Annotated in this window: 19 protein-coding genes; 9 read left to right on the forward strand and 10 right to left on the reverse strand. The window is 39.6% G+C overall.

Annotated elements, in window-relative coordinates; translation table 11 throughout:
- Nucleotides 1-30 precede the first annotated feature (30 nt).
- Complete coding sequence (locus MSHOH_RS08640; protein ID WP_048138947.1) at nt 31-912, reverse strand: damage-control phosphatase ARMT1 family protein; 882 nt, start codon at nt 910-912, stop codon at nt 31-33.
- Between the two features lie 317 nt (nt 913-1229).
- Between MSHOH_RS08640 and MSHOH_RS08645 the strand changes: the two genes are divergently transcribed.
- Both MSHOH_RS08645 and MSHOH_RS08650 read left to right on the forward strand, forming a co-directional pair.
- On the forward strand, nt 1230-2750 hold the full coding sequence (locus MSHOH_RS08645; protein WP_048138948.1) for an alkaline phosphatase family protein: 1521 nt from the start codon (nt 1230-1232) through the stop codon (nt 2748-2750).
- A gap of 680 nt (nt 2751-3430) precedes the next feature.
- Nucleotides 3431-4441 carry a cation diffusion facilitator family transporter gene (locus tag MSHOH_RS08650; RefSeq protein ID WP_158024098.1) on the forward strand — a complete coding sequence of 337 codons (1011 nt, stop codon included), beginning with the start codon at nt 3431-3433 and terminating at the stop codon, nt 4439-4441.
- Between the two features lie 59 nt (nt 4442-4500).
- Here the strand turns inward: MSHOH_RS08650 and MSHOH_RS08655 are convergent, their stop codons facing one another.
- The 3 genes from MSHOH_RS08655 to MSHOH_RS08665 all read right to left on the reverse strand — a co-directional run bounded on the left by MSHOH_RS08655 (nt 4501) and on the right by MSHOH_RS08665 (nt 6553).
- Nucleotides 4501-4779 carry an acylphosphatase gene (locus MSHOH_RS08655; RefSeq protein ID WP_048138950.1) on the reverse strand — a complete coding sequence of 93 codons (279 nt, stop codon included), beginning with the start codon at nt 4777-4779 and terminating at the stop codon, nt 4501-4503.
- Between the two features lie 571 nt (nt 4780-5350).
- Complete coding sequence (locus MSHOH_RS08660; protein WP_048138952.1) at nt 5351-5566, reverse strand: hypothetical protein; 216 nt, start codon at nt 5564-5566, stop codon at nt 5351-5353.
- A 411-nt stretch (nt 5567-5977) separates the two neighbouring features.
- Entirely contained in the window at nt 5978-6553 is a 576-nt protein-coding gene (locus MSHOH_RS08665) for an MBL fold metallo-hydrolase (RefSeq protein ID WP_048138954.1), read from the reverse strand.
- A gap of 291 nt (nt 6554-6844) precedes the next feature.
- On the opposite strand from MSHOH_RS08665, the gene MSHOH_RS08670 reads away from it, so the two are divergent.
- From MSHOH_RS08670 to MSHOH_RS22715, 5 genes are all read left to right on the forward strand, one after another.
- On the forward strand, nt 6845-7252 hold the full coding sequence (locus tag MSHOH_RS08670) for a PKD domain-containing protein (RefSeq protein WP_048138956.1): 408 nt from the start codon (nt 6845-6847) through the stop codon (nt 7250-7252).
- Nucleotides 7253-7869: 617 nt separating this feature from the next.
- Nucleotides 7870-10347 carry a PAS domain S-box protein gene (locus MSHOH_RS08675; RefSeq protein ID WP_052730777.1) on the forward strand — a complete coding sequence of 826 codons (2478 nt, stop codon included), beginning with the start codon at nt 7870-7872 and terminating at the stop codon, nt 10345-10347.
- Between the two features lie 536 nt (nt 10348-10883).
- Complete coding sequence (locus tag MSHOH_RS26000; protein ID WP_394297767.1) at nt 10884-10991, forward strand: PAS domain-containing protein; 108 nt, start codon at nt 10884-10886, stop codon at nt 10989-10991.
- Nucleotides 10992-11020: 29 nt separating this feature from the next.
- Nucleotides 11021-11467: a response regulator gene (locus MSHOH_RS08685; RefSeq protein WP_048138960.1), complete on the forward strand. Its 447-nt coding sequence runs from the start codon at nt 11021-11023 to the stop codon at nt 11465-11467.
- Nucleotides 11468-11499: 32 nt separating this feature from the next.
- A complete protein-coding gene (locus tag MSHOH_RS22715; RefSeq protein WP_082089285.1) occupies nt 11500-13029 on the forward strand; it encodes a hybrid sensor histidine kinase/response regulator in 1530 nt (509 codons plus the stop codon).
- A 213-nt stretch (nt 13030-13242) separates the two neighbouring features.
- Here MSHOH_RS22715 and MSHOH_RS08695 read toward each other — a convergent pair whose 3' ends face one another.
- The 4 genes from MSHOH_RS08695 to MSHOH_RS08710 form a co-directional block, all read right to left on the reverse strand.
- Nucleotides 13243-14145 carry a PrsW family intramembrane metalloprotease gene (locus tag MSHOH_RS08695; protein ID WP_048138961.1) on the reverse strand — a complete coding sequence of 301 codons (903 nt, stop codon included), beginning with the start codon at nt 14143-14145 and terminating at the stop codon, nt 13243-13245.
- Between the two features lie 437 nt (nt 14146-14582).
- The gene (locus MSHOH_RS08700) at nt 14583-15065 is read right to left on the reverse strand and encodes a hypothetical protein (protein WP_239451284.1); all 483 of its coding nucleotides are present in this window, start codon (nt 15063-15065) and stop codon (nt 14583-14585) included.
- Between the two features lie 252 nt (nt 15066-15317).
- Nucleotides 15318-16694, reverse strand: coding sequence for a COG1361 S-layer family protein (locus MSHOH_RS08705; protein WP_048138963.1), 1377 nt, complete (start codon nt 16692-16694; stop codon nt 15318-15320).
- Entirely contained in the window at nt 16691-17617 is a 927-nt protein-coding gene (locus MSHOH_RS08710; RefSeq protein WP_204245405.1) for an ABC transporter ATP-binding protein, read from the reverse strand. Before MSHOH_RS08710 ends, MSHOH_RS08705 begins: the two co-directional genes overlap by 4 nt.
- A gap of 704 nt (nt 17618-18321) precedes the next feature.
- Here MSHOH_RS08710 and MSHOH_RS08715 point away from each other — a divergent pair.
- Both MSHOH_RS08715 and MSHOH_RS08720 read left to right on the forward strand, forming a co-directional pair.
- A complete protein-coding gene (locus MSHOH_RS08715) occupies nt 18322-19788 on the forward strand; it encodes a right-handed parallel beta-helix repeat-containing protein (RefSeq protein WP_048138964.1) in 1467 nt (488 codons plus the stop codon).
- Nucleotides 19789-20078: 290 nt separating this feature from the next.
- Nucleotides 20079-20339 carry a hypothetical protein gene (locus tag MSHOH_RS08720; protein ID WP_048138965.1) on the forward strand — a complete coding sequence of 87 codons (261 nt, stop codon included), beginning with the start codon at nt 20079-20081 and terminating at the stop codon, nt 20337-20339.
- A gap of 108 nt (nt 20340-20447) precedes the next feature.
- Here the strand turns inward: MSHOH_RS08720 and anfO are convergent, their stop codons facing one another.
- Together anfO and MSHOH_RS08730 are read right to left on the reverse strand one after the other, a co-directional pair.
- A complete protein-coding gene (anfO, locus tag MSHOH_RS08725) occupies nt 20448-21077 on the reverse strand; it encodes a Fe-only nitrogenase accessory protein AnfO (RefSeq protein WP_048138966.1) in 630 nt (209 codons plus the stop codon).
- Between the two features lie 401 nt (nt 21078-21478).
- Nucleotides 21479-21751 (reverse strand): winged helix-turn-helix domain-containing protein, encoded by a 273-nt coding sequence (locus MSHOH_RS08730; RefSeq protein WP_052730778.1) that lies wholly within the window; start codon nt 21749-21751, stop codon nt 21479-21481.
- Nucleotides 21752-22544 lie beyond the last annotated feature (793 nt).

Raw genomic sequence — 22544 nt, forward strand, 5'->3', positions numbered from 1 at the left:
ACTCACCTACAAAGGGAACAGGTAATCAGTTCACGGATAGTTCATCAGTTTTGCAACCGACAGGCCCTGCTCAAGCCCGAGATCTTCAGCCACACACTCGCATTTTGTAAGAAGCATATAAGCAATAGGTCCGAAGTTGTGCTCTGAGAGGGTTTCGTAGTTTGCCATGCCCTTACTGATTATCAAAGTCGCATCCTTCATGGCTTTGAGAAGTTCGGCAGGAGCTTCTTCTACGAGGATACCCACAGCATTTGAACCCGTAGTCATCACCCTGTCGACCTTTTTATCTATTTCGAACTCTGTTACTTCTTCCATAGTCACGTCTGTAAGGATAGGGGCTCCGCGCACAACCAGGGTAATCTTCCCGCCGAGCTTTTTAATCACGTCAAAAACAATCATATCAAAAAGAATCTCTCCGCAGTTGTCAGCAATATAGACAACATCCTGAAGGAGACAAAGCATTTTCGGAGTGTCATCTACATCAAGCCCCTGCTCGAAAAATTTCAGAAAAGCAGCTTCAAATTTATCCTCGCTGGCATCAAACCCCATAATCCCGAAATCAAAGTAATTGGCAACAACCGATGCCAGCACTGCCCGCCTGAAGAGTTCCCGGTCATCAGGAGAATTTTCGTAAATCTTTTCTTTTGCTACAGGCAGAACTTTCAATGCGGCCTGGTTGATTAGCTTTTTAGTAACTGCATACGGGTCACTGTCTTCCAGGACTTCATAGCATTTTCTATGGATCTTTGTGGCCACGCTTGCTGATACTGCCTCAGGGCTGTAATGTTTGTTCATCACTCCAAGGCATTCATGTAGCGTCTTGCTTATCAGATCCTCGTCGTCAGTAGAAAGCTTTGATTGAAAATGCACTCGGGAAAGAAGGCAGTAAGTACAGCGTGGGTTCATCTTCATGTGAATTCTTCCTGTTTTTTGGATTATGATATAGATTTTTCAGGATTTTTCGGAATATTACTGATATGTGCGGCAAATATTATACATTTACTTTTCCAGTATAATAAACCTAAAAAATGAACCTTTAAAAAGGTAACCTGAAATCCGTGTCTGAAGTAAGAAGTTTAGATTTAAACATTCCATTGCAGATCCATGTATACCTCCCTCCATATCTCACAAAACCGATAAAACAATAGCCTTTGAAGCAGGGAACTTTGCCAGCAGGATTCTTAGAAAAGGTAAATTCTTTATAGCTGATATGTGTAAAATAATTTACGATGTTAGTTGGAACCCGAAATCTCAAACCATTCTCAATTCTTTATTTACTTACAATTGCACTGCTAATCTTCTCTGCGGCTTTTTCATTTCCGGCCTGCGCACTTACCGAAGTAGATGTAAGTCCTGTCAATACACCTGATGGTGCAGTCGTGCTGATCATAGACGGCTTAAGCTCGCCTTTTATCTATTCTGAACTTACGCCGCATGCACTTGACGGCGCAACGCTTGAAAAAGCAAGGCTTGAGAATATTCCTGAGATAGGAAAAAATAGTGCCAGGATTCTCGAATTTCGTGCTCCTCAGACCTTTACCGAAGGAGGGCACTCGGTTCTTGTTACCGGAAACCGGGGTGCAGACAGTGAATTTGTCAGTTTTAAAGACGCAAACATTTTCGATATCTTACATAGCAGGGGATATCTCTGCATCGCAGTAATGGAAAAAGGAGATTCCTGGTCAATCTGTGCAGAGCAGGATGCTGTCCTGAGAGATGAAAACAACTCCATAAAGAATATGGAAATAGTACTTGACCAGTATGAACATTCTCAGGATCTTTCCGTACCATCCGGGCTTTTGCAGTTAATGCAGGGCAGAGCTGACAGGGCTCCCGGATATGTTACTTCTAAAGAGACAAGGGACAGGTATAACGGGTATAACAGGTGGGGTATTGAAACCGCCTGCGCTGTTGTGGAGTACATGGCAAAAAACAGTCCAGAACAGAAGTACCTGCTGACCGTCAACGTGGGGGCAGTCGACATGAGTGGGCATTACAGAGACAATTATGGGTACATAGACTGCATTGAAAGCCTTGACTCCGAACTTCTGCCTCTCTACAACCTGTGCGAAAAAAACAACCTTGCCTTTGTCCTGACCGCAGACCACGGGATGGCTTTTCCGGCAGAGGGTTCCAAGGGAGGTCACCAGTCCGAAAAATACTCCGTTTCGGACGAAGCGCAACTGGTTCCACTCATCGTATCTGCGCAGGATGTTGAAATCGGGGTTATCGAAGGAGAGTTCGGACAGGAGGACTTTGCTCCGACTCTGCTTGGAATCCTTGATATCCCGGACAGGCCCAGGTTTGCCGAAGGAGAACAGATCCTGCTTACAGGGCACGTAAACCTTGAAGTCATACTCCCGGAAAAAGGAACTGTAGAAATCAGGAAAGATGGAAAAGTTCTCGAATCTTCAGGAAGCGATAACCAGTTCGTTTTCTACGGACTTGAGCCGGAGAAATCATATACGATCAGGGCTGTGCTTGATTCCGGAAAGGGCCTTGCAGAAAAGGAAAAAGAGGTTTTTCTTAAAACTGACTCCGTGATCGATTTCGGCAAAAAAGGAACCGGGGAAGGGAAAAGCGCGTACTCGTCGACGGAATCAAAAGCAGGAATAAACTTTGCGGGTATTTCAGAAGAAGGAAATTCAATTTTTGGCAGGAACTCAAATCACCTGATAGGATATTTCCTGATAGGAGCAATAAACCTTGCAGGATTTTTTATCATCATGAAAATTCTAAAAAAATACTGAAGAACCACTTAAGACCATTAAAAAACTTCATATCTCTTAAAAAGCCTCAAACCTTAAAAAACTGTTCTGAAAAACGGAAACATCTGTCTTTCGGTTAAGATTCCTGGATTCCCTGTTAAGATTTCCGAATAAAAGTTCCTGTTCAGTTAATGCTTTCGTTTTTTACAAATGGTAAAGTTGAAGAAATAGTAAAGCGATCAAAGTGGTTAAAATATATAACATAAATTTTACATTTTTGTTATATAAGATATGAGCCTATCCCAAAACTCTAAATTTCCTCCCTTAATCTCGAGTTTGGAATAACCACTCCCCCCTCTGACAATGAACACAATTATGAAACTCTTATTGATATGAAAATAAAATTGGTTTTGGGATGAGCTTTATATTTAATATAGCTTGTAGAGACATATATATTATGTCCCCATTGAGCGAAAATCATTTAGCGAATGTTATAGAGCAAATACTATTGAGCCAATCTGAAGTTGCCTGATACTGATTGGCCTTAAAATGCTGAATATCCCTGGCTTCCTGGAGTGGCCATTGAAGATAAGTTCCTGACTCAGCTGCAGTACAACCCGGCTGTGTACATCACTTTATGGTTCTAATATAAAGACCTGCAGAACCGCAGAGATGGAAAAAAAGCCCGAAAAATTGATTCCCTTCAGCGGAAGTGACCAAAAATGGAATATGAAGAAAGATTTGAGAAGGCTGTCCAGGTTACAGGCGTCGGGCTCCTTGTGAATCTCGGGCTAACTCTTTTCAAGTTATTTGCAGGAATTCTTGGGAGCAGTGCGGCAATGGTCGCAGATGCTGTCCATTCCCTTTCGGATTTTCTGACCGACATTGTGGTGATCTTTGGCTTCAAGGTCGCAAAAAAACCGGTAGACAAAAGTCATAACTACGGGCACGGAAAAATTGAAACTCTGAGTGCAAGCCTTGTCGGGCTCATGCTTTTAATTGTAGCCGGGCAGATTTTATTTTACGGACTCCGGAAAATTCTGCTGTTCGTGGAAGGAGAAAACCTTGAGCAGCCTGCTCTTATTGCCCTGTATGCAGCTCTGCTTTCCGTAATCTTAAAAGAGCTCATGTACCACTATACAATCCTTGAGTCCCGAAAGATCAACAGCATGGCCCTGACCGCGAATGCCTGGCACCACCGCTCTGATGCTTTTTCTTCTCTTTGCACCATGATTGGGATCGGGGCTGCAATCTTCCTGGGAGGAAAATGGGTTGTGCTAGACCCTCTTATGGCGGTTTTTCTGAGTTTCATCATCCTTAAAGTCGCCCTGAAGATATTCCGTAGCAGCATAAACGAACTCATAGAAGCATCACTTGATGAGGAAACCGAGGGCAAGATCAGGCAGATTATCCAGAATACCGAAGGAGTAAAAGCTCTTTCAAACCTCAAGACACGGAGAATAGGAAATAATATTGCAGTGGATATCCGCATCAAAGTTGACAGTGCCCTAGACATCGGAGAAGCAAACCGTATTTCCATTCATGTAGAACACAACCTGAAAAAAGCCTTCGGGCCCTATACCTATGTCCTTGTGAAAGCCGAGCCCTATGAACGCGAACCCGCAGGAAAACCTGAGGACGGGAAAATTCCCGAACATGCAGAGCATTCTGAAAAACATGACATCTGCCTTAGAAAGCAGCCGATAAAAGAGGGCAAAAACAACAGGTTCTAAGGATTCAAAAATGCCGCAAAGTTCACAGAATCGTGAGCCTCAAAAAGATCACTTTCATCTCAGGAAAGATCATATACATTTCCCAGGGCTTCTTTAAAGGTAACATCAACATCTTCTACGTGGGCAAAAGTCGGCCCTCTTCGAAGCTCGTTTATCAGGAGTTCAAGAGCTTCCCGCCTGCCTTCAGCGAGAATAAAAACCCTCCCGTTCCTGAGGTTTATGGGGTTGCAGTCCACTCCAAAGCGCTCGGCAGCATTTCTTGCAAACCTTCGAAAACCAACGCCCTGTACCCTGCCGGATACAAGGATTTCCGCCCGCACAGTTTCTCCAGAGGTCACAACTGGCTATTTTGAATAACCCTGATATATATCTATGGTTATTTCAAGACCGGGAATCTGGCGGGAAGTGGTTTTTGGGATAAGAGAAAAAGATACTTAATATAAAAATAAAATAAGTAAATGTTTTCTTAACCTATATTAGAAAGATCAATCGAGAATAAACAGGTTGGAAATGTACTAAATACAGGATCGAGTACCAAAGAGGATGTATGCAATTGTTTTGGGCAGCTACACAAATCATGCGATTTGACAAGTTCCCGATAACCCCTAACTCTTAAAAAAGATTCCTTAAATTCTACAGAATTTTTCCTGCTCTTTCTCTAATTCTCCTAAAATTCTTTAATTCTCCTAAAAAGCCCTATTTCTTCGCCTACATAATCTTTTCCGGATACGCATATCCAGAGGTAAGAACAGCATGTCACTGCTTTTACTCGCTCCATAATTCTGCTTGAGCTCTTTCCAGGCTGCCTTATCCAGTGAATGAAATTTTTTAGATAGTTTTTCAGTTATTATTTTTCAGGAAGATAAGGAATGAAAAATAACGGTGCTGGATAATTCAACCAGCTTGTAATCAGGATATCTCACTCCTTGGGACCCCACTATCCAGATAGTGGAGTGTAATGTCATCTCCATTACGGTCAACCTGAACAAGTTCGTATATCTCTGCAAACATTAAAATATCCAATTCAAAATCGTTATCACTTATAGGGACATCTTCAGGAACAATTATTCCAGCTTTAGAGAGTTCTTCTGCATCATTATATAGTTTTATTGTTACCGCCCTCATTTTTTAGCACACCCATACCAGTAATTTTCTTCCACGCAGTTTGGCTTACTGCAGTACACTATATAGTATCATTTCTATATAAGCAAAGCATTAGATATTAATTCTAAAAGAGTTCAGATAGTAAAAAGACGAGGGATGGCGGGAAATTTATTATGGGCAGAAGGAGATAATATATTAAAGGAGATAATATATTAATATTGTTGGTACTCGGGTAACGGGTGCGAGTTATTGAAAAACAGTAAACATAAGAATCTCTACGTTTTTCTTAAACATGGGAGATATGCTCACTTTTTCGGAATTGATCAATAACTCACTGACACGACCCATAATTTGGAGGAGAAATTATGAGTATTGGGACGAGCTCAGTAAAAAATAATGTCAGCTAACTTCCTTTAAGTAAAAGACAAATGTTTACACCTCAAAAGAGTGGCCATGCCCGGGATTTACACGTTTGGCTCCAAGTTCTTTAAGCTTAAGCCAGCTGTTTTTTGATACAATATCATCTTCCATTATTTGATTTTCCGGCCGGAGGTCACCTATAAAGGCATCTCCTGAGTCAAGAAAGACAGAAATGCTATCGCCGGAATGTCCTGGTGTATGAATAACTTCTCCTGACAGGCCTATGCTCTGCAGAACCTTTCTGGACTCTGATAGAGTTATTATAATGTTATCCTCCAAATTGATCGGCTTATAACTCATTTTCTTTTGTATCACAGCTTCCATTTGAGCTATACTTTGGATTTGCATATCAAATAAAATAAACTTAACACCTTTATCTTTGAGTTCTTGAACTAAACCTGCATGATCAACGTGGAAGTGGGTAACAATTAGATAATTTATTTCCTGCACCCTTTTTCCTGCAGGGCGTAGTTGCCTGCCGTAATCGTTTATTGTTCCAGGCCATCCGATATCAATTGCCAAACAGTATTGATCAGCATCAATCAGATAATAATTGGAGGATTTATAGCCAACGTTAAATATTTTCATTATCCTCAACTAAACTAACACATTTATTCATAATTGTTTCAAACTCTTTTTATTCAAATTTACCCCTATTATTAAGAAGATAAATCATTTGTCTGTTATATACTTTTTATGTTGATTTTGCAAAAACACCTTTATTCTACTGTATTTTGTAATCTTCACTTGTGAAACAATTCTTATTGGGCTGATAACGTTTATGAAATAGAATTGTTTAAATTAAAGGCGCTAAATGGCAAAACAGCAAAAAGGAACAGTAAGTACTGATTATAGAGAAAATTTAAGGTGGGGGATCATATGAAGCTAAAACAAACGATTGGTATAGTTTTAATCAGCATTCTTTTATTATCTGCAACTGCAATTGCAGCACCTACGAAATATAAAACAAGGTATGACACAACAACGCTTACATCTAACCCTGAAGTCGTTGCCCCAAATCTTATTGCTGCTTTTACTGCAACTCATGACCCAAATAGACCATTGACAATAAGATTCAAAGAAGAGTGTATTGGGGAACCAGTTCCGTACAAGTGGGGCGAGAGAGAATGGACATACTACTGGGGCTTTGGAGATAATACTACAGCAAATCAAAAGAACCCTGTACATCCATTCAAAGAACCAGGAAGGTATAAAGTTAATTTAAGGATAAGAAACGCTGAGGGTCAAGAGAGCAAAGCAGTAATGTACATTAATGTAAAATGGTGAAAAAATAAATTCTCAAAATTGAAAAAAATTATACGAATGAAATTATATATGCAGGGAATTGGTGTGTCAGAAGATTTGGGAGCGTCTAAGGCTAATTCCCGTCATTTTAATGGCAGGATACAGCCGTCAACTCTCCTTTAATATGGTTACAGATAACGTTTTTCTACTTACAAATCTATACTTTATTGTTAAGTTTTGTTCTGGGAGCTGTAAACGCTACAGAAGCCGCTTAACTTTGCTCTGAAACTCCAAGTATAGGGTTCTTTGAAGTAGTTTCAAAGGTAAAACTTGAAACGATTGCTCTTGATGTATAGCTTATCTCAAAAATTTATCATTCTTTTTAAACTTCATCTAGAAGATTAAACTCAGTAATAAACGTTTTTTCTAAGTCAAGTTTTTGTACACAATACATAGAATTGGTCTACTAATATTGGATTTTTGATTAGGTACCTTTTTAAAATTTATACTTTTACGGATAAACAGGCATATCGCCTTAGATTACTAGTTTAAAAGTTAATATGTGATTAATCTCATAAATATATTTAGACAATGTATGGACGATTCGTAGAAAAACAAAATATGTGTACCCTACTTTGAAACAGGGTTGCTGGGGAATTATGACTACTTCTGAACGCCTGAGTGCCGACGAACTGGGAACTCGAGTGCAGGAACAGATCGCCGAACTGGAAAAAGCCAATCAAGCTTTACATACCGAGATTCTCGAATGTAAGAAAGCTAAAGAGGATTTGCGCGCCAGCGAGGAAAGGCTACGCTTCATGAGCGATAATCTACCGGACAGTGCAGTTTATCAGTATACCCATGAGCCCGATGGAAGTGTCCGTTTTCTTTACTGCAGCGCGGGTATTGAGCAGCTTAACGGCGTCAGCCCCACGGACGTACTTCGAGACCCAGGTACACTGCACCGGCAAATCCCTCCGGAATATTTCGAACGGCTCGTAGAAGCCGAGGCACGCAGCGCCCGCGAGCTTTCTGACTTCGACATGGAAACACCTATGCTGCGACCCGATGGTCAGGTGCGCTGGATGAGATTGCATTCCCATCCTCGCCGGCTTCCCGATGGTCGAACAGTCTGGGACGGTGTACAAACCGACATTACCAAATACAAGCTCACTGAGGAAGCTCTTAAAGAAGCATATCAGAGTTTGGAAAAGAAAGTAAAGGAACGTACATCTGAACTTGAAGAAGCTTATAAATCATTAAAAGAGAACGAAAGAAGGCTCTCTGAAGCTCAAAAAATGGCTCATCTCGGAAGCTGGGATCGAAATTTTGCAACTAATGAAATATACTGGTCTGATGAAGCTTATCGTATTTATGGTTATAAACCTCAGGAATTCGAAGTAACTTACAACACATTTTTAGGTCACGTACATCCCGATGATCGGGACTATGTAGCTAATGCTGCTAAAAAAGCTGTAAATGGAAAAACCTACAGTATTGATTTTAGAATAACACGTGCTGATGGAGAAGAGCGTATAGTTCATTCACAGGGTGAAGTCACTTTTGATGAGCAGAATAACCCTGTTCGAGCGAAAGGAACAGTTCAGGATATTACGGGACGCAAAAAAGCAGAAGAGAAGATTCAGGGCCTGGCAAACATAGTGGAGTCATCAAATGATGGAATTATAACTGAGTCTCTCGATAGTGTTATTACCAGCTGGAACAGAGGAGCAGAGCAAATTTTTGGCTACTTGGCAGAAGAAATTCTTGGAAAGCCCATATCCGTGCTGGAACCATCCATATTGGCCGGAGAAACAAAAGAATTGGTCGAACTGGTTAAACAGGGAGAAATGATCCAGCAGTATGAGACTTTAAGGTTAAGAAAGGATGGTAGCATAATAAATGTTTCAATAACTCTGTCTCCGGTTTTTGATATTTATGGAAAGCTTACCAATATCTCGGTTATTTATCGAGATATAACCGAAAGGAAAAGAACAGAAGAAAAGCTTCGAGAAAGTGAGGAAAGATATCGCAACATCGTAGAGACAGCAAACGAAGGCATACTCACAATTAACGATAAAGCCGTAATCACTTACGCTAATAAAAAAATAACGGATATGTTAGGATACAGTATGGAAGAAGGTATCGGTAGACCGATATGGGACTTCATCAGTGAAGAAAGTAAGGCGCTCGCCAAACTGAATCAGGAAAAGAGGCGAGAGGGTATCAATGGGAGCTATGAATTGAAATTAGTACATAAAAATGGCTTACCATTATGGGTGCATATAAACGCTAAATCTCTTTTTGATAAGGATGGCAAGTTTATGGGCTCTCTGAGCATGCTCACTGACATCACCAAGCGAAAAGAAGCTGAAAGAGCTCTCGCAAATATCGGGATAGCCCGCCAGAAGGAAATCCATCACAGGATTAAAAATAACCTTCAGGTAATTTCTTCTCTTCTCGACCTTGAGGCTGAAAAATTCAACAGTAAAAAGCACATTCAGGATTCTGAAGTTCTCGAAGCCTTCAGAGAAAGCCAGGATAGAGTAACATCCATTGCTCTGATCCATGAAGAACTGCACGAAGAGGACGGAACCACCGATGCCCTGAATTTCCCTCTATACTTGCAGAGACTTGTAGAAAACCTTTTCCGGACATACACTCTTGGAAATATCGATATCAGTTTAAACACGGACCTGGAAGAGAATATCTTTTTTGATATGGACACTGCGGTTCCGTTAGGGATAATTGTTAACGAACTTGTTTCAAATTCATTAAAACACGCATTTTCAGGCAGGAAAACGGGGACAATTAAAATTAAACTCTTTAGTGAAGAGGCTGGAGATGAACCTTACGCTGGAAATGAGCCTAAGAGTAAAGAAAAGCTTACTAAAGAGGAGCTTAAGAAAGAAAAGCTTGCTAAAGTGAAATCTGCCAGAAAAGGTGCTGCATATACTCTCATAGTTTCAGACAACGGAACTGGCATTCCAGAAGAAATCGATTTTGAGAACCCGAAAACCCTTGGTCTGCAGCTTGTAAACATTCTGGTGGATCAATTGGACGGTGAAATAAAGCTTGATAAAAGCCACGGAACTGAATTTATCATAGGGTTCAATGTAAAAGAAAAAAGGAATTAATAAATTTCTGTTCTTTTACTTTCGATATCCCCTTTACATAAAATATAATTTTGATCGGATATTTTCAATTTTTTATGTAATATGGATATAACATCGTATTATTCATCATAAATAATATTTTATTTATCATCTTAAAAATTAATATATGATAAGTATCATAAAATATATCTAAAGCTTAATTGATGATTGCCAGAAAGGCAAATTTGCTTTGAGAGAATTCTGGTACGATATTATTGGGGAGTCGCCTGGATCATATTCTTGTCAATTCTATCAGGCAAGAAGATCAGACAAAAAGGGTTTAATTGAGGTACTAATGCCCATTTAAAGCAGGGTTGGGGACTTATGGTTACTTCTAAAAGCATAGCTGCTGACGAACTGGATATCCTGATGAAGGAACGGATTGCCGAATTGGAAAAGTCCAACCAAGAGTTGCGCGCAGAACTTCTTGAACGCATGCGCTCTGAAAAAGCCATGCGTAAATCAGAAGAAAAATACCGCATGCTGTTATCGCCAGGTTTGACAGGCAGAATCGCCACCTGTATGCTAATCCTGCAGCCAGATTACCTTATGGCTGGCTTCCAGAAGAGATCATTGGGAAAACTCACAGCGAACTGGGTATGGACACTGCAAAGGTAAGGTTATGAGAAGAACACCATGAGAAGGGGTTTTAGAAATGAGAACAAAAATAGCAGCTAAACCAGTGGAGATTCTTTTAGTAGAAGATGGTGAAGGAGATGTCGGATTAATCGAAGAAGTTTTTGAAGATGCAAAAATTCGAAATAATCTTCATGTTGTGGCGGACGGAGAAGATGCGATACTCTTTTTACGTGGTGAAGGACAGTTTTCAGATGCCCCCCGCCCGGACATAATACTCCTGGATTTGAATTTGCCGAAAAAAGACGGACGTGAAATTCTTGAAGAAGTAAAGGAAGACGATGACCTTAAAAATATACCAATAGTGGTCTTAACCACCTCCAAAGCTGAAGAAGACATACTTAAGTCTTACAATCTTCATTCTAACGCCTATATTACTAAACCTGTTGACTTTGATCAGTTCATAAAGGTAATTAAATCCATAGAAGACTTCTGGCTTGAAGTTGTGAAATTACCGCCAAAATAAGATCAACATGACCCGGATAGGACGGTTCAGTTATGGATGAAAAAGTTGAAATCTTGCTTTTTGAGGATAACCCAGGGGATGCAGGTCTGATTGAAGAGATGCTCGAAGAATTCGCCAGTTTCCCATATGAGTTTAAAAATGTCGAAACACTGAATGAGGGTTTGAGTCTTCTTAAAGAGCATCCGTTTGATGTTATACTATCAGATCTGAGATTGCCAGATAGCGACGGCATCGACACTTTTCTTGATATTTATGCAGTAAATCCACGAATTCCCATAATAATTTTAACTGGCATGAATGATGAAAAAATTGGAATTGATGCTGTAAAAAGGGGTGCCCAGGATTATCTGGTCAAAGGACAAATAGATGGCAGATTATTAGGACGTTCTATCCGGTATTCTATTGAGCGTAAAAAAACAGAAGAGAGAATTCGAAACCTGGCAAATATAGTGGAATCATCAAATGACGCTATTATAACCGAATCTTTTGATGGTGTTATTATCAGCTGGAATAAAGGGGCAGAGCAGATTTATGGTTATCTGGCTGAAGAAGTTCTGGGAAAAAACGTGTCCATACTTGAACCAGATTATCTTAAAGGAGAAATAAAGCAATTAGCTGACAAGATTAAACAGGGAAAAAGGGTCAAGCATCACGAAACTTTACGGTTGAAAAAGGACGGCACAATATTAAATATTTTATTAACTTTGTCTCCGGTTTTTGACGTATCTGGAAAGCTTGTTGCAATCAGTAATATTGCCGGAGATATCACGGAAAAGAAAATCTCAGAAAACCTGCTTCGTGAAAAACAATTGGCTGAAATCGCAAACCGTACCAAGAGTGAGTTTCTGGCAAATATGAGTCATGAACTTAGAACTCCGCTTAACTCAATAATAGGTTTTTCTGACATGCTCTATGAGCAGGTATACGGAGAATTGAACAAAAAACAGCTGAGAGCCGTAGGAAATATTTCTAACAGCGGAAAGCATCTTCTGAACTTGATCAACGGCATTCTGGACCTTTCTAAAATAGAAGCAAACAAAATGGAGTTTAATTATAGAGAATTTGAGCTTGCTACCAAGCTTGATCTGGTACGGAATGTGCTGTATCCAATAGCAGAGAAGAAAAGTATAGAAATTGAAATAGATATGGATAGCAAGCTTACGAAAATCCGTGCAGATGAGGACAAGTTTACCCGGATAATGTATAACCTTGTAGACAATGCTGTAAAGTTCTCCTATGAAAACAGCCTTGTAAAAATAGGAGCAAGAAAAAAAGGTGATATGGTCGAAATAATGGTGAAGGATACTGGAATAGGAATAAAAGCTGAAGACCAGCATAAACTTTTCAAGCCATTCAGCCAGGTTAACTCATTATCTTCGAAAAAATCCCAGGGCACCGGGCTTGGTCTCTCGCTGGTTAAACAAATTGTTAACTTGCATGGAGGTTATGTTTGGTTCAGAAGCGAGGAGGGAGAGGGAAGCACTTTTGCTTTTGTGATTCCGATAACAGCAAAAAAGTGTTCGCCGGCTGCCATTAAAAAAGTGATTATATGTCCAATGTGATATTGAGAATAAATGACGAATCCCGGGAAACTCTCAAAGCCCGGCCAGAAGATATTCAAAACACTGCTTGAAATTATAAATGGACTTCAGGCTTTGAGCTCTCGAAATCGAGAACCAGTTTCAGCTATAAAAAAAATCAGACCTGAGCGCTCACTTATCCATACCCGCAACAATTCAGATGTTTGATATTCCGTATACTTCTCCTTTCAGGTGTTATATGCTCTCGGTTTCCGGCGGCAAAACAGTTTGTAACCTGACTGCTTCTCGCCAGCGCAGCCAGAGAATTACCAGTCCAACAATACCGATCACACCATCGGTGATGAATACGGCTAACACCGGATTTAAGACAGAACTGATGACCAGGGGCAGCCCGTTCCACATCGCGTGCAGGATAGAAACGAGAATGTAGGCGCCAATTACTTGCAGGTTGATCCGGAAGCAGCAGTTTCTGCTTTCACGGAACAGTACACTGGCTAAAATCGCTGTCCAGGTTCCGTGCCCCAGCGGAGAAAGCAGCCCACGGAGCAGGGTCACTGCCACTGTTGCCGAAACGCTACCATTGCTCGCCAGAAAGGCGGTAAAGGCGTAACCGTTGCTTTCCAGAGCTGCAAATCCCATACCAGACGCTGCGCCCAGGATCAATCCATCCATTTCCGAGTCATGTCGCATGTGGCGTGCAATCACCAGTACTCCGAGGATTTTGGCAAATTCTTCGATGAGTCCTATTCTTAGATTGGCGCCAAGATACAACCTGGGAATAAAAAACGGTTCAAGAAGAGAAGCGGCCAGGACACCCACCAGCCCGCCATACAGGAAAGCCAGGGAAACCGTAGACATTGTCAGAAGGCTGAGATGCCTGCGCTCATAAAAGAATGACACGTAGGCGACAGGAACCATAAAGTTACCGACCATTACCACGGTAGGGAACAGGTTGGGGTTGTTGGTCAACAGCAAGGCTACTAGCAAGAGAACATAGAAAACTGATGAAGTGACTAATACTTTTAGCCAGGCATTCCGCCGAATCACGGGTGCAGGCGGCTGAACTTTTGGCGCATTGTCCGTGGTTTCTTCCCTATTCAATTCGTTCATCTCATCCGGTAAATCAGATTCCTCCAATCTGCTTGCCTCAGTGAGGAAATTGATGCCATAATGTAGATTGATGTCATGATATAGATCAGTAAATCAATTATTGATGACTTATCTAGCGAGGGTCTCGCCTTGTATCAATTAACAGGACCCAAAACATCGTTCCCCCTGTTATCAGATAGTAGTATGAGTGGGGCTTTAAATATTACACCTCTGATAGCCGTTTCCAGCAATAACACTTCCAATAAATTTATGGTATTTGAGTAGGATTGGGAGGTTTGAGTAGAAGCGTGAAGCAGTGAAGTAAAGAGTATCCTTATGGTGGTATCGAGAAGCTCGCTAAAGAATTTAGTGCCTTGAAAAGTGAGAGGACCTCTAGAAATACTGGAGAGAGGATTTCTAGCAATAATGCTGGAGAGAAGCTTCATCGGCACTACATAATGTTCAGGATTAATATCATGAAGTACTCATTTTCCTTGAATATAGGACATCAGTTTCGTTAAAATTTCTGTTCCACGTCTACGTAATTCTTTGATATTTTCCTGGTATACGACAGCTGCCGGCACTAACAGTAATGGAATAGTTGCTGCAGCTTTAATTCCTTCCGAAACAGGCAGTGCGGCTAAAAAGCTCGCTCCGGTAACACCATAAATAGGAACTATAGGAAATAGCATAGCTAAACCAAACGCTCTTCTGAAATGGATACCTAGTTTTGCAGCTAGAAAACCGTTGGAGCCTATGACCACACCAATGCCGATACTGGGCCCTATAGTCTGAAACGGATTGTATGACGGCCCGATATAGAGTCCAAAATCGATGCCAAAAAACGAAACAAGGCCGTTTAATTGATTCCTTCCCTCATTGGAGTTTCCTCCAAGGCCTGATACAACTATACCTATGTCCAGCTGCAGAGGCCCTCTTCCTCTTTCCCTTCCACCCGTTATATCCATTATACTATTACTTTCTCTGATCAATAATATAATTTACCTATCTTCCTATTTTCCAAAAAAGGTACAGCCCTTATCTTGATATTTAGATCTCGTAAAAAATTATTGGAACCAGCTTCCGGATGCTCGAAATAATTGCTTTAAGCTTTTCGGTTCAAAAGAATGGAAGTTTACTATAAATAGAATCCAAGATTCAAAAAAAATGCTCGAAAACAGAATCTTGCATCTTTTTTTTCTCTATTCGTGCTGCTCTTTTCAGTCCTGCCGGTCTTCTGGGTTTTTGTTTCCGGACTGCATCTTTCCTTTTGCTTGCTGTTTCTTCCGATATACAAATATCCCTATTCCTGCAAGCACTATCAGCACAATGTATGAAATGTATGAACCGATACCATTACTGTTCCCAGGACTCTCGGTTCCCCGTACAGTCATATTATCGGTCGTCATTTCAAGTTCTACTTCCTTATCTACTGTTATTCTTTCTCCTTTTGCATCCGTGTACTCGATTCGAACTTTTAAAGGATCTTCGTTCATTGAATATTCATTCATTGAAGCAAAAGTTATATCTCCGGTTTCATCGGTATCTGTCGCTTCTGCACTACCTTCTTCAGTTTCCCCGGTAACCTGTGTGCTCATAATGTCAAAGGAAGCGATTGTATAGTCACCTTTCTCAAGATTTCCAACGATAGTAGAAGAGCTTCCCAATACCGTATAGCTGTCCTGTTTCGGGATTGATACTTTCACTGAGTATGCGATATTGTTCCCCACATTTGCAACTGAAAGAGAAATCTCTCCAGAGTCGCTTTCCGAAAAGGAAACATCAAAGTCCGTTTCTCCACCTACGAAAAGCCCTGCAGTGGTCTGGATGGTTTGTTCACTGGATTCATAGTCTTCATAGCTTAGATTTACATCCAGAGTATATAGGCCAGGGGCTGCGTTTACGTCTGCCATTACAGCGTAAACAACGTTTACTGATTCACCTGCATCCAGGTATTTAATGTACTTGGTGTTATCGGAGTATACAGGGAGAATCACGCTCTTAGGATCATTCCATGATACTACCATATTCTTTATGGAGGAACTTCCGGTGTTTGTGATGATAAATTCCAGAGGTTCTTCTTTTGCGATATCAATATTTGCCTTGCTTATAGTCACCACCTGAGCGTATTCTTTACCCCTTACATCAATAGTAACGGTTTTTGTAGTTGTGTATGTGGTTGACGAGGATCCGGAACCGCTTTTATAGGTACTGACAATGTCTATATCGTATGTTCCTGCAGATGCATTTGAATCTGTCATGAGCTTGAATTTAAGGACAGCTCCTTCATTGTCATCCTGCCGTGCATTCAGATAGGAGATTTCTTTTACAAGATTTTCCCCGGAAATCTTGGTAAAAGGATATTCGGGGTTCACAGCAATAGTAATCTCACTCAGGTCCTTTGTTCCTGTATTCTGTACGCTGACAGTTAGTTCGACAGGCTCTCCGGGACGAGCATAATCAGGGTTCTGATTGGTTAGATTTACCTGCATGGATGGAGAATTTATGTTTCCGTTTGAGCCAAGTGATGTTCCGGTTCCAAAGAGTAAGAATGATGAAAACAGTAGTAAAAATGTTAGTAAAGAGAACTTTTTCACTTTAATTCCTCAGGTTCGCTTTTAGTTCGTTTTTCGATTTTTTCTATCTCTCCGTCCCTGATGTACACAACTCTTGTTGCGTACTTTACCAGGTCAAGGTCATGGGTTACAACGATAACCGTCTTTCCTTCTCTTTCGTGCAAACCGTGCAGAAATTCCAGTATATAGTTCCCTGTTTTTGTGTCCAGATTTCCAGTAGGTTCATCTGCCAGAATTATAGGCGGGTTTACAGCAAGGGAACGAGCTATTGCAACTCGCTGTTTTTGCCCACCTGAAAGCTGGGAAGGCAGGTTGTGTTTTTTGTCCGAGAGCCCTACTATGTCAAGCAGGTATGATGCTTTTTTTCGAGCTATCTGTATGTCTTCCTCCTGGAACTCCATAGGTAAGAGCACATTTTCTTCCGTACGGAGAGTTGGAAGGAGATTAAAACTCTGAAAAATGAATCCTATCATCTGTCCCCGAATACGGGCAAGCTCAGACTCGTCAAACCCTGAAATATCTTCTGAGTTCAGGTAAACTGTGCCTTCTGATGGTATGTCAAGGCAGCCCAGCAGGTTCATAAGAGTGCTTTTACCACTTCCGCTGGGACCCAGAACCACCAGGAACTCCCCTTCGTAGATCTCCAGATTGATTCCTCTAAGGGCTGCAAACTCGACCTCACCCATCTGGTAAATTTTCCAGACGTCAGTTAGTTTGATAAGTGGTTCTTTTTCATCCCGTGTAATTTTGGTAAGTCCAGAGCTTTTGACAGAGTCGCTCGCTGAGTTACTATAGGGGTTATTTTTTAGATCATCCCCGGAATCATCCTCCCCAAAATCGTTATCCGATTCATCGTAGAAACTCGCTGTTTTTTCGAGAGAATCCATAATTTTTGAGGGATTCAGCTTCGTCTTGAACGTCTCTATAATTTCAGTGAGTGTCATAAATTAAATACCTCTAAAAAGCTGGTCATATTTCAGCTGAAGTTTTCAGGCTTAAGCTAAACCTTTTCAGGGTAGCTTGAGCTCAATTTTCTACCTTCCGCAGTTTCAATTGTTCTCCTTAACGATTTTTGAAAATTCTGTACCCCTCAAAAACAAAAACTTGGACTGCATTGCATTATAAGTGCCAGACAATCTGAAATCGTGAAAGCCTCCCAAGCCCTACCACCAATCAGACTGAAAATCCTCTGATTTTTTTATTTCTCCGCAACTGCTCCCGCAATCAAGACTCTTTATACCCCCTATCTATTATATCAAGCCTGATATTATTAAGCCTGATATACTTGCGGTTTTAACATTGGTATTAAATATGCTTGAAACTACATAAGGATGTACAAAATTAATTATAATAAAAGGTACCGATTCAAAGAAACTGAACTTATATGCCAAATCAACGGACAGATCACTTACAAACAACTTTTTCGTTCACTCTAGAATCTCTTATTGTGCAGTATTAAATATATTGTTATATAGTTGACTAAAGTAACAATTATGTATCTTCAGATAACTCAATAAAAATATTAAGCATAATAATTCTTGAATATATTTATAGAATTAATGTTGTGTTTATTTTATCGCTTTCAATCAAGAATTTACTTTCAAAACCTTTTCAAGATTGAGGTTTATATCTCACAGTAGGAGATAATATGAATGAAAAACATTTTAGATATTTACGGCAAAACAGAAAAAAGATAGGAGTTTCCATTGTAGTTCTTGTTTTCCTGACTGCACTGGGAGTATTCTTTCTTTATACCACACAATCCGACTATTCTCTTATTCCGTTAAATAAGACTGTGTATATAGCTTGCGATGGGAGTGGAAACTTCACATGTGATGGGAGTGATGATCAGGTAGAGATCAATAAAGCCCTTGAATACGTTGCAAAAAACCGACACTATTCAACCGTTCATTTAAAGGGTCCACATATATACGTTATCTCTGACAGTATTTTAATTGGAAGCAATACAGTCCTTGAAGGGGACTCTACAGCCGTAATTAAACTTAAAGACAAAGCAGGCTGGCCAGCGGGTAAGCCGATTATAACTCAGATGGACAGTGCAGGAATCCAAGGAGTTACTATAAAAGGATTTGAAATCAACGGAAATCATGACCAGAATGAGGACAAAAAGAAAGGGGAAGGATATTACAATATGATCAGTTTCCTCGATTCAAAGAACATACAGGTTCATAATATGTACATGCATGATGGGCACGGAGACGGGCTGAAAGTAGAGAGGGGATCCAACATCCAATTTTACAATAATACCGTGTATAAGCTCGGCCATGATGGTTTTTATGCCATTGACTGCCAGAATATAGAAGCATGGAACAATACAATAACTTGCAGGACCAACAGCGGTCTTAGAATATGGAACTCAAACTATGTAAAATTCCACGATAATGTAATCGACTCCTTTTACCACTGGAGTGCAGGCGGTCCGGGACTCCTGATCGAGAAATCAACACGTATCGTGAACTGCGTAGAGGTCTATAATAACACTATCCATAACACTTATGGACCTGGAATCTGGCTGATAGGTTATGGAGAGCCTTATCCCGAGGAAGAGGCACAGAATGTCCATATTCATCATAATACCTTTTACAGCACTGGTACGAACCCAAGTATTGACTGGGTAGGAGGTATAGTAACAAGTGGATTTTACGATACTCTCATTGAGAATAACGTATTTGACAGCATATATCATGCTGCCATTCTCAACACGTACCCTTCGGCTTCCACAGGCACAAGTGATCCCGTCGATCTTTCCCCTCAAGGTACGGGATATACAACGATTATCCGCAACAATATAATTGTAAATACCCGGAAACGTACAAAAGATCCTGATGGAACAGGATATGCAACGATCAATTATTTCCCTGAAACTCATACCTTTGTGTTGCAAAATAACTGCCTTTACAATAACTCTGCAGGGGACTATAGAAATGCGAGCTCAAGCACTGATATCTATGCGGATCCTCTCTTTGTAGATCAGAAGAAACATGACTACCACCTGAAACCAGGTTCTCTTTGCATCGGTGCCGGGTATACTACATCAACTTCTTCAATAGCTGGAGAAAATGGTAGCCAGATCAACATAGGGAGATATTGTTAATAGTGCAGGAATTATGCAATAAAACTGGGATATAAAATAGAATTTCAAAAAACCTGAATTATACAGGACTTGTGCAGTTGAACGAAAAATCAAGAGCGTTAATCTTTAAAACATTTATGTACAGCTTTTACTATGAAAGCTATTATACTTGATTTTGTATCTCAACTGTGTAAGTTCTAATAATTTTTGAGGTGAAATTGTCAGATTCAGAATGTGATCAGAAACTATTATATATTTAATACACAGCATAAATATATATTCTTTTAATTGTCGCAAACAGGGAGAATCATATGCATGTTATAGACGAACACATCGTTGACCAGAGTAAGTATATTGTCGATGTTGCTTTGAAACTACGAAATCTCGATCTTGAAATCGCCAAAAATCCAAACTGCCACGAGCTTAAGGCTAGGCGGTTTAAAGTACTGGAAGACCTCCATGACAAAACCCGTGCAGAGATGGTGCAGGCTGCAGCCGAGCTCCGTAAAAACAGGAATCAGGAACATTGTGCTGATTGTATGAGATGTGATTATTATAAGGAGTTTGTTTGAAGTATAACAATGTATCAACTCCCCATCACATCCATAAGTACAGTGGTAGAAGGTAATATCCCCTAAAACACTATATTTGGACTTGCCATTTCCGGACAATCTCACCTTTTACGGGATTTGCGCACGCACAATCCTTACGGTCTTTCTATTCTGCGATTCGTTCACAGTTTCATATTCAAACCCCATGACGCCTAAATCCGTGAGAAACCACTTTGGAACATGACTGCAAATGACATCCAGCCTGTTGAATTCTCCTTTTTTCAGATAGGGGATCAGGATTTTCTTTGAACTCAAATCCGGATTTTTAAACATGATATCTTCGATATTGATCGAAAAATCACCTTTGTTCTCACCGGGTTCCAGAAATTCCATGATATCAAACTTGCGGGGTTCTTCCTTCCGTTTCTCAATTGTCTCAAGCATTTCTTTTTTGATTGAATCAAGGACATCCAGCACGCCACTGTCCACAAGGAAGATGTCAAAGCCCGCTGCCTGAAAAGTGCCGGATGCAATTCCCGGAATTTCACTTGCAACCACTACTTTTACATCACCAAGCTGCTTTACGGTATCAGCTACAACCGTGCGTACCGCAGCTATGCCTTTTGCATTGCAAACTTTATTTTCGAAACGGTTCAGAGTCTTCCATTCCCCGGCTTCTTCCTCATATACTGCAATGAATCCGGGTTCAAATATTGAACTCGTTTTTTGGTTCTCATTTTCCACAACTGCGATTTTCAAGGCTCTTCCTCCTTTAGTATTACAATTCATGATGGTTTCAGGCTGTGATTAAAGCAATTGATCGCCTCTTGAACTTTTGCCCTATTTGCATAAGCGATGCAGAATTAGTTCTGCAATCAAAAGAATATAGTGTTTACGGACGTGTAATTAAAGTTATACCGCCAATCATTGCCAGCAAAAAGACAAAGATGTAAACGTTGAGGCATTCCCAAATCAGGAGTCAGTATTGAGACTGCGAGTCTCAATACTCATTGATATAAATGAGGATTGGATTACTGGAAATAAGTATATAGTAATAATGGAACAGTAATCAGAAAAGAAGACTTTGGGATGGAGAGCAAATTTTACAGAATTTTCGGTACCTACCAATTTCAATCAAGGAGCTTATTTTTTGTATTTGACTAAAGATCAAAATCTTCTATAATTTTTAAGATCACTTTGTATTTATTGATATATTCAAAACCCTTCTTCGTAAGTTTATAATATTTTTTTGAATCAACAACTGAAAATTCAATAAATTTTTTTTCAAGAAGTTCTCGAATATATTTATCGAATTGGCTTGAAGAAAGATTGGATTTTCTAAGGAGTGGAGTAGGTTTCATTTGATTATGATTATTGTTTATTAGAACCAATATATCATATATTATCTCCAGTCTTTCTCGTTTTTTAATCAATTCTTAACCTCATTCCAGATTTTCAAATAAATAAAAATTTGAAATATGTACATTATAATATTAATAAAAACAAGTTTTCCCTTTATGATCGGAAAGAACTCCTCGACTAAATGTATTGTATAAATTAACTGGATTAATTCTATTGTATAAAACAGTATTAGCAGGTTATATATGAGAAAATAATTTAAGCTTTTTTGGCTTTGTTTCATTTTCCTATAAACAAGATAAAAAGCAAAGCATGGGAATAATAAAAATGAAGCTCTGATTACAGGAGTAAAAATTATCCCTAATATAATTACGAATAAGAAAATTAACTTTTCATTCTTTAATACAAAATAGAATATCTTGTTTTTTTCATTTATATCATTAAAATAAAAGGACATATAATAGTAATACCAGAATAAAAAAATGGAGATTGTGAGTGAACTATGTAATAATAACTCATCATTAATCATACTGTGGATATTAAAGAATGAATCAAAATTATTCAAAATTTCAATTGTTTTCCAGACATAAATAGTAATGAAAGAAAATAGCAGAGTTATGAATGAGTTTTTAAAATATTTCAAGCCCTCATAGGCTGTTAGCTCATAATAATTATTGAGTTTTGAATAAATTAAAAAAGAAATTACAAATATAACCAACGTATATGCGGAATCAATCAAGAATAAAGGTTCTAAGAGAATGGGATGCATACCAACACTTCATAAAATTTTAATATGTCTATTTGATAAATACTAGTTGAAGAACTGATTCGACAAATGTCATAAGATACAGAACTGTAGTAGCTGTC

It is taken from the genome of Methanosarcina horonobensis HB-1 = JCM 15518, assembly GCF_000970285.1.
In the GTDB taxonomy this organism is placed as follows: domain Archaea; phylum Halobacteriota; class Methanosarcinia; order Methanosarcinales; family Methanosarcinaceae; genus Methanosarcina; species Methanosarcina horonobensis.

Coding starts and splice junctions, on each gene's coding strand:
- MSHOH_RS08640 (WP_048138947.1), bottom strand. CDS start 912: ATGAAGATGAACCCACGCTGTACTTACTGCCTTCTTTCCCGAGTGCAT.
- MSHOH_RS08645 (WP_048138948.1), top strand. CDS start 1,230: ATGTTAGTTGGAACCCGAAATCTCAAACCATTCTCAATTCTTTATTTA.
- MSHOH_RS08650 (WP_158024098.1), top strand. CDS start 3,431: ATGGAATATGAAGAAAGATTTGAGAAGGCTGTCCAGGTTACAGGCGTC.
- MSHOH_RS08660 (WP_048138952.1), bottom strand. CDS start 5,566: ATGAGGGCGGTAACAATAAAACTATATAATGATGCAGAAGAACTCTCT.
- MSHOH_RS08665 (WP_048138954.1), bottom strand. CDS start 6,553: ATGAAAATATTTAACGTTGGCTATAAATCCTCCAATTATTATCTGATT.
- MSHOH_RS08670 (WP_048138956.1), top strand. CDS start 6,845: ATGAAGCTAAAACAAACGATTGGTATAGTTTTAATCAGCATTCTTTTA.
- MSHOH_RS08675 (WP_052730777.1), top strand. CDS start 7,870: ATGACTACTTCTGAACGCCTGAGTGCCGACGAACTGGGAACTCGAGTG.
- MSHOH_RS08685 (WP_048138960.1), top strand. CDS start 11,021: ATGAGAACAAAAATAGCAGCTAAACCAGTGGAGATTCTTTTAGTAGAA.
- MSHOH_RS22715 (WP_082089285.1), top strand. CDS start 11,500: ATGGATGAAAAAGTTGAAATCTTGCTTTTTGAGGATAACCCAGGGGAT.
- MSHOH_RS08700 (WP_239451284.1), bottom strand. CDS start 15,065: ATGGATATAACGGGTGGAAGGGAAAGAGGAAGAGGGCCTCTGCAGCTG.
- MSHOH_RS08710 (WP_204245405.1), bottom strand. CDS start 17,617: ATGACACTCACTGAAATTATAGAGACGTTCAAGACGAAGCTGAATCCC.
- MSHOH_RS08715 (WP_048138964.1), top strand. CDS start 18,322: ATGAATGAAAAACATTTTAGATATTTACGGCAAAACAGAAAAAAGATA.
- MSHOH_RS08720 (WP_048138965.1), top strand. CDS start 20,079: ATGCATGTTATAGACGAACACATCGTTGACCAGAGTAAGTATATTGTC.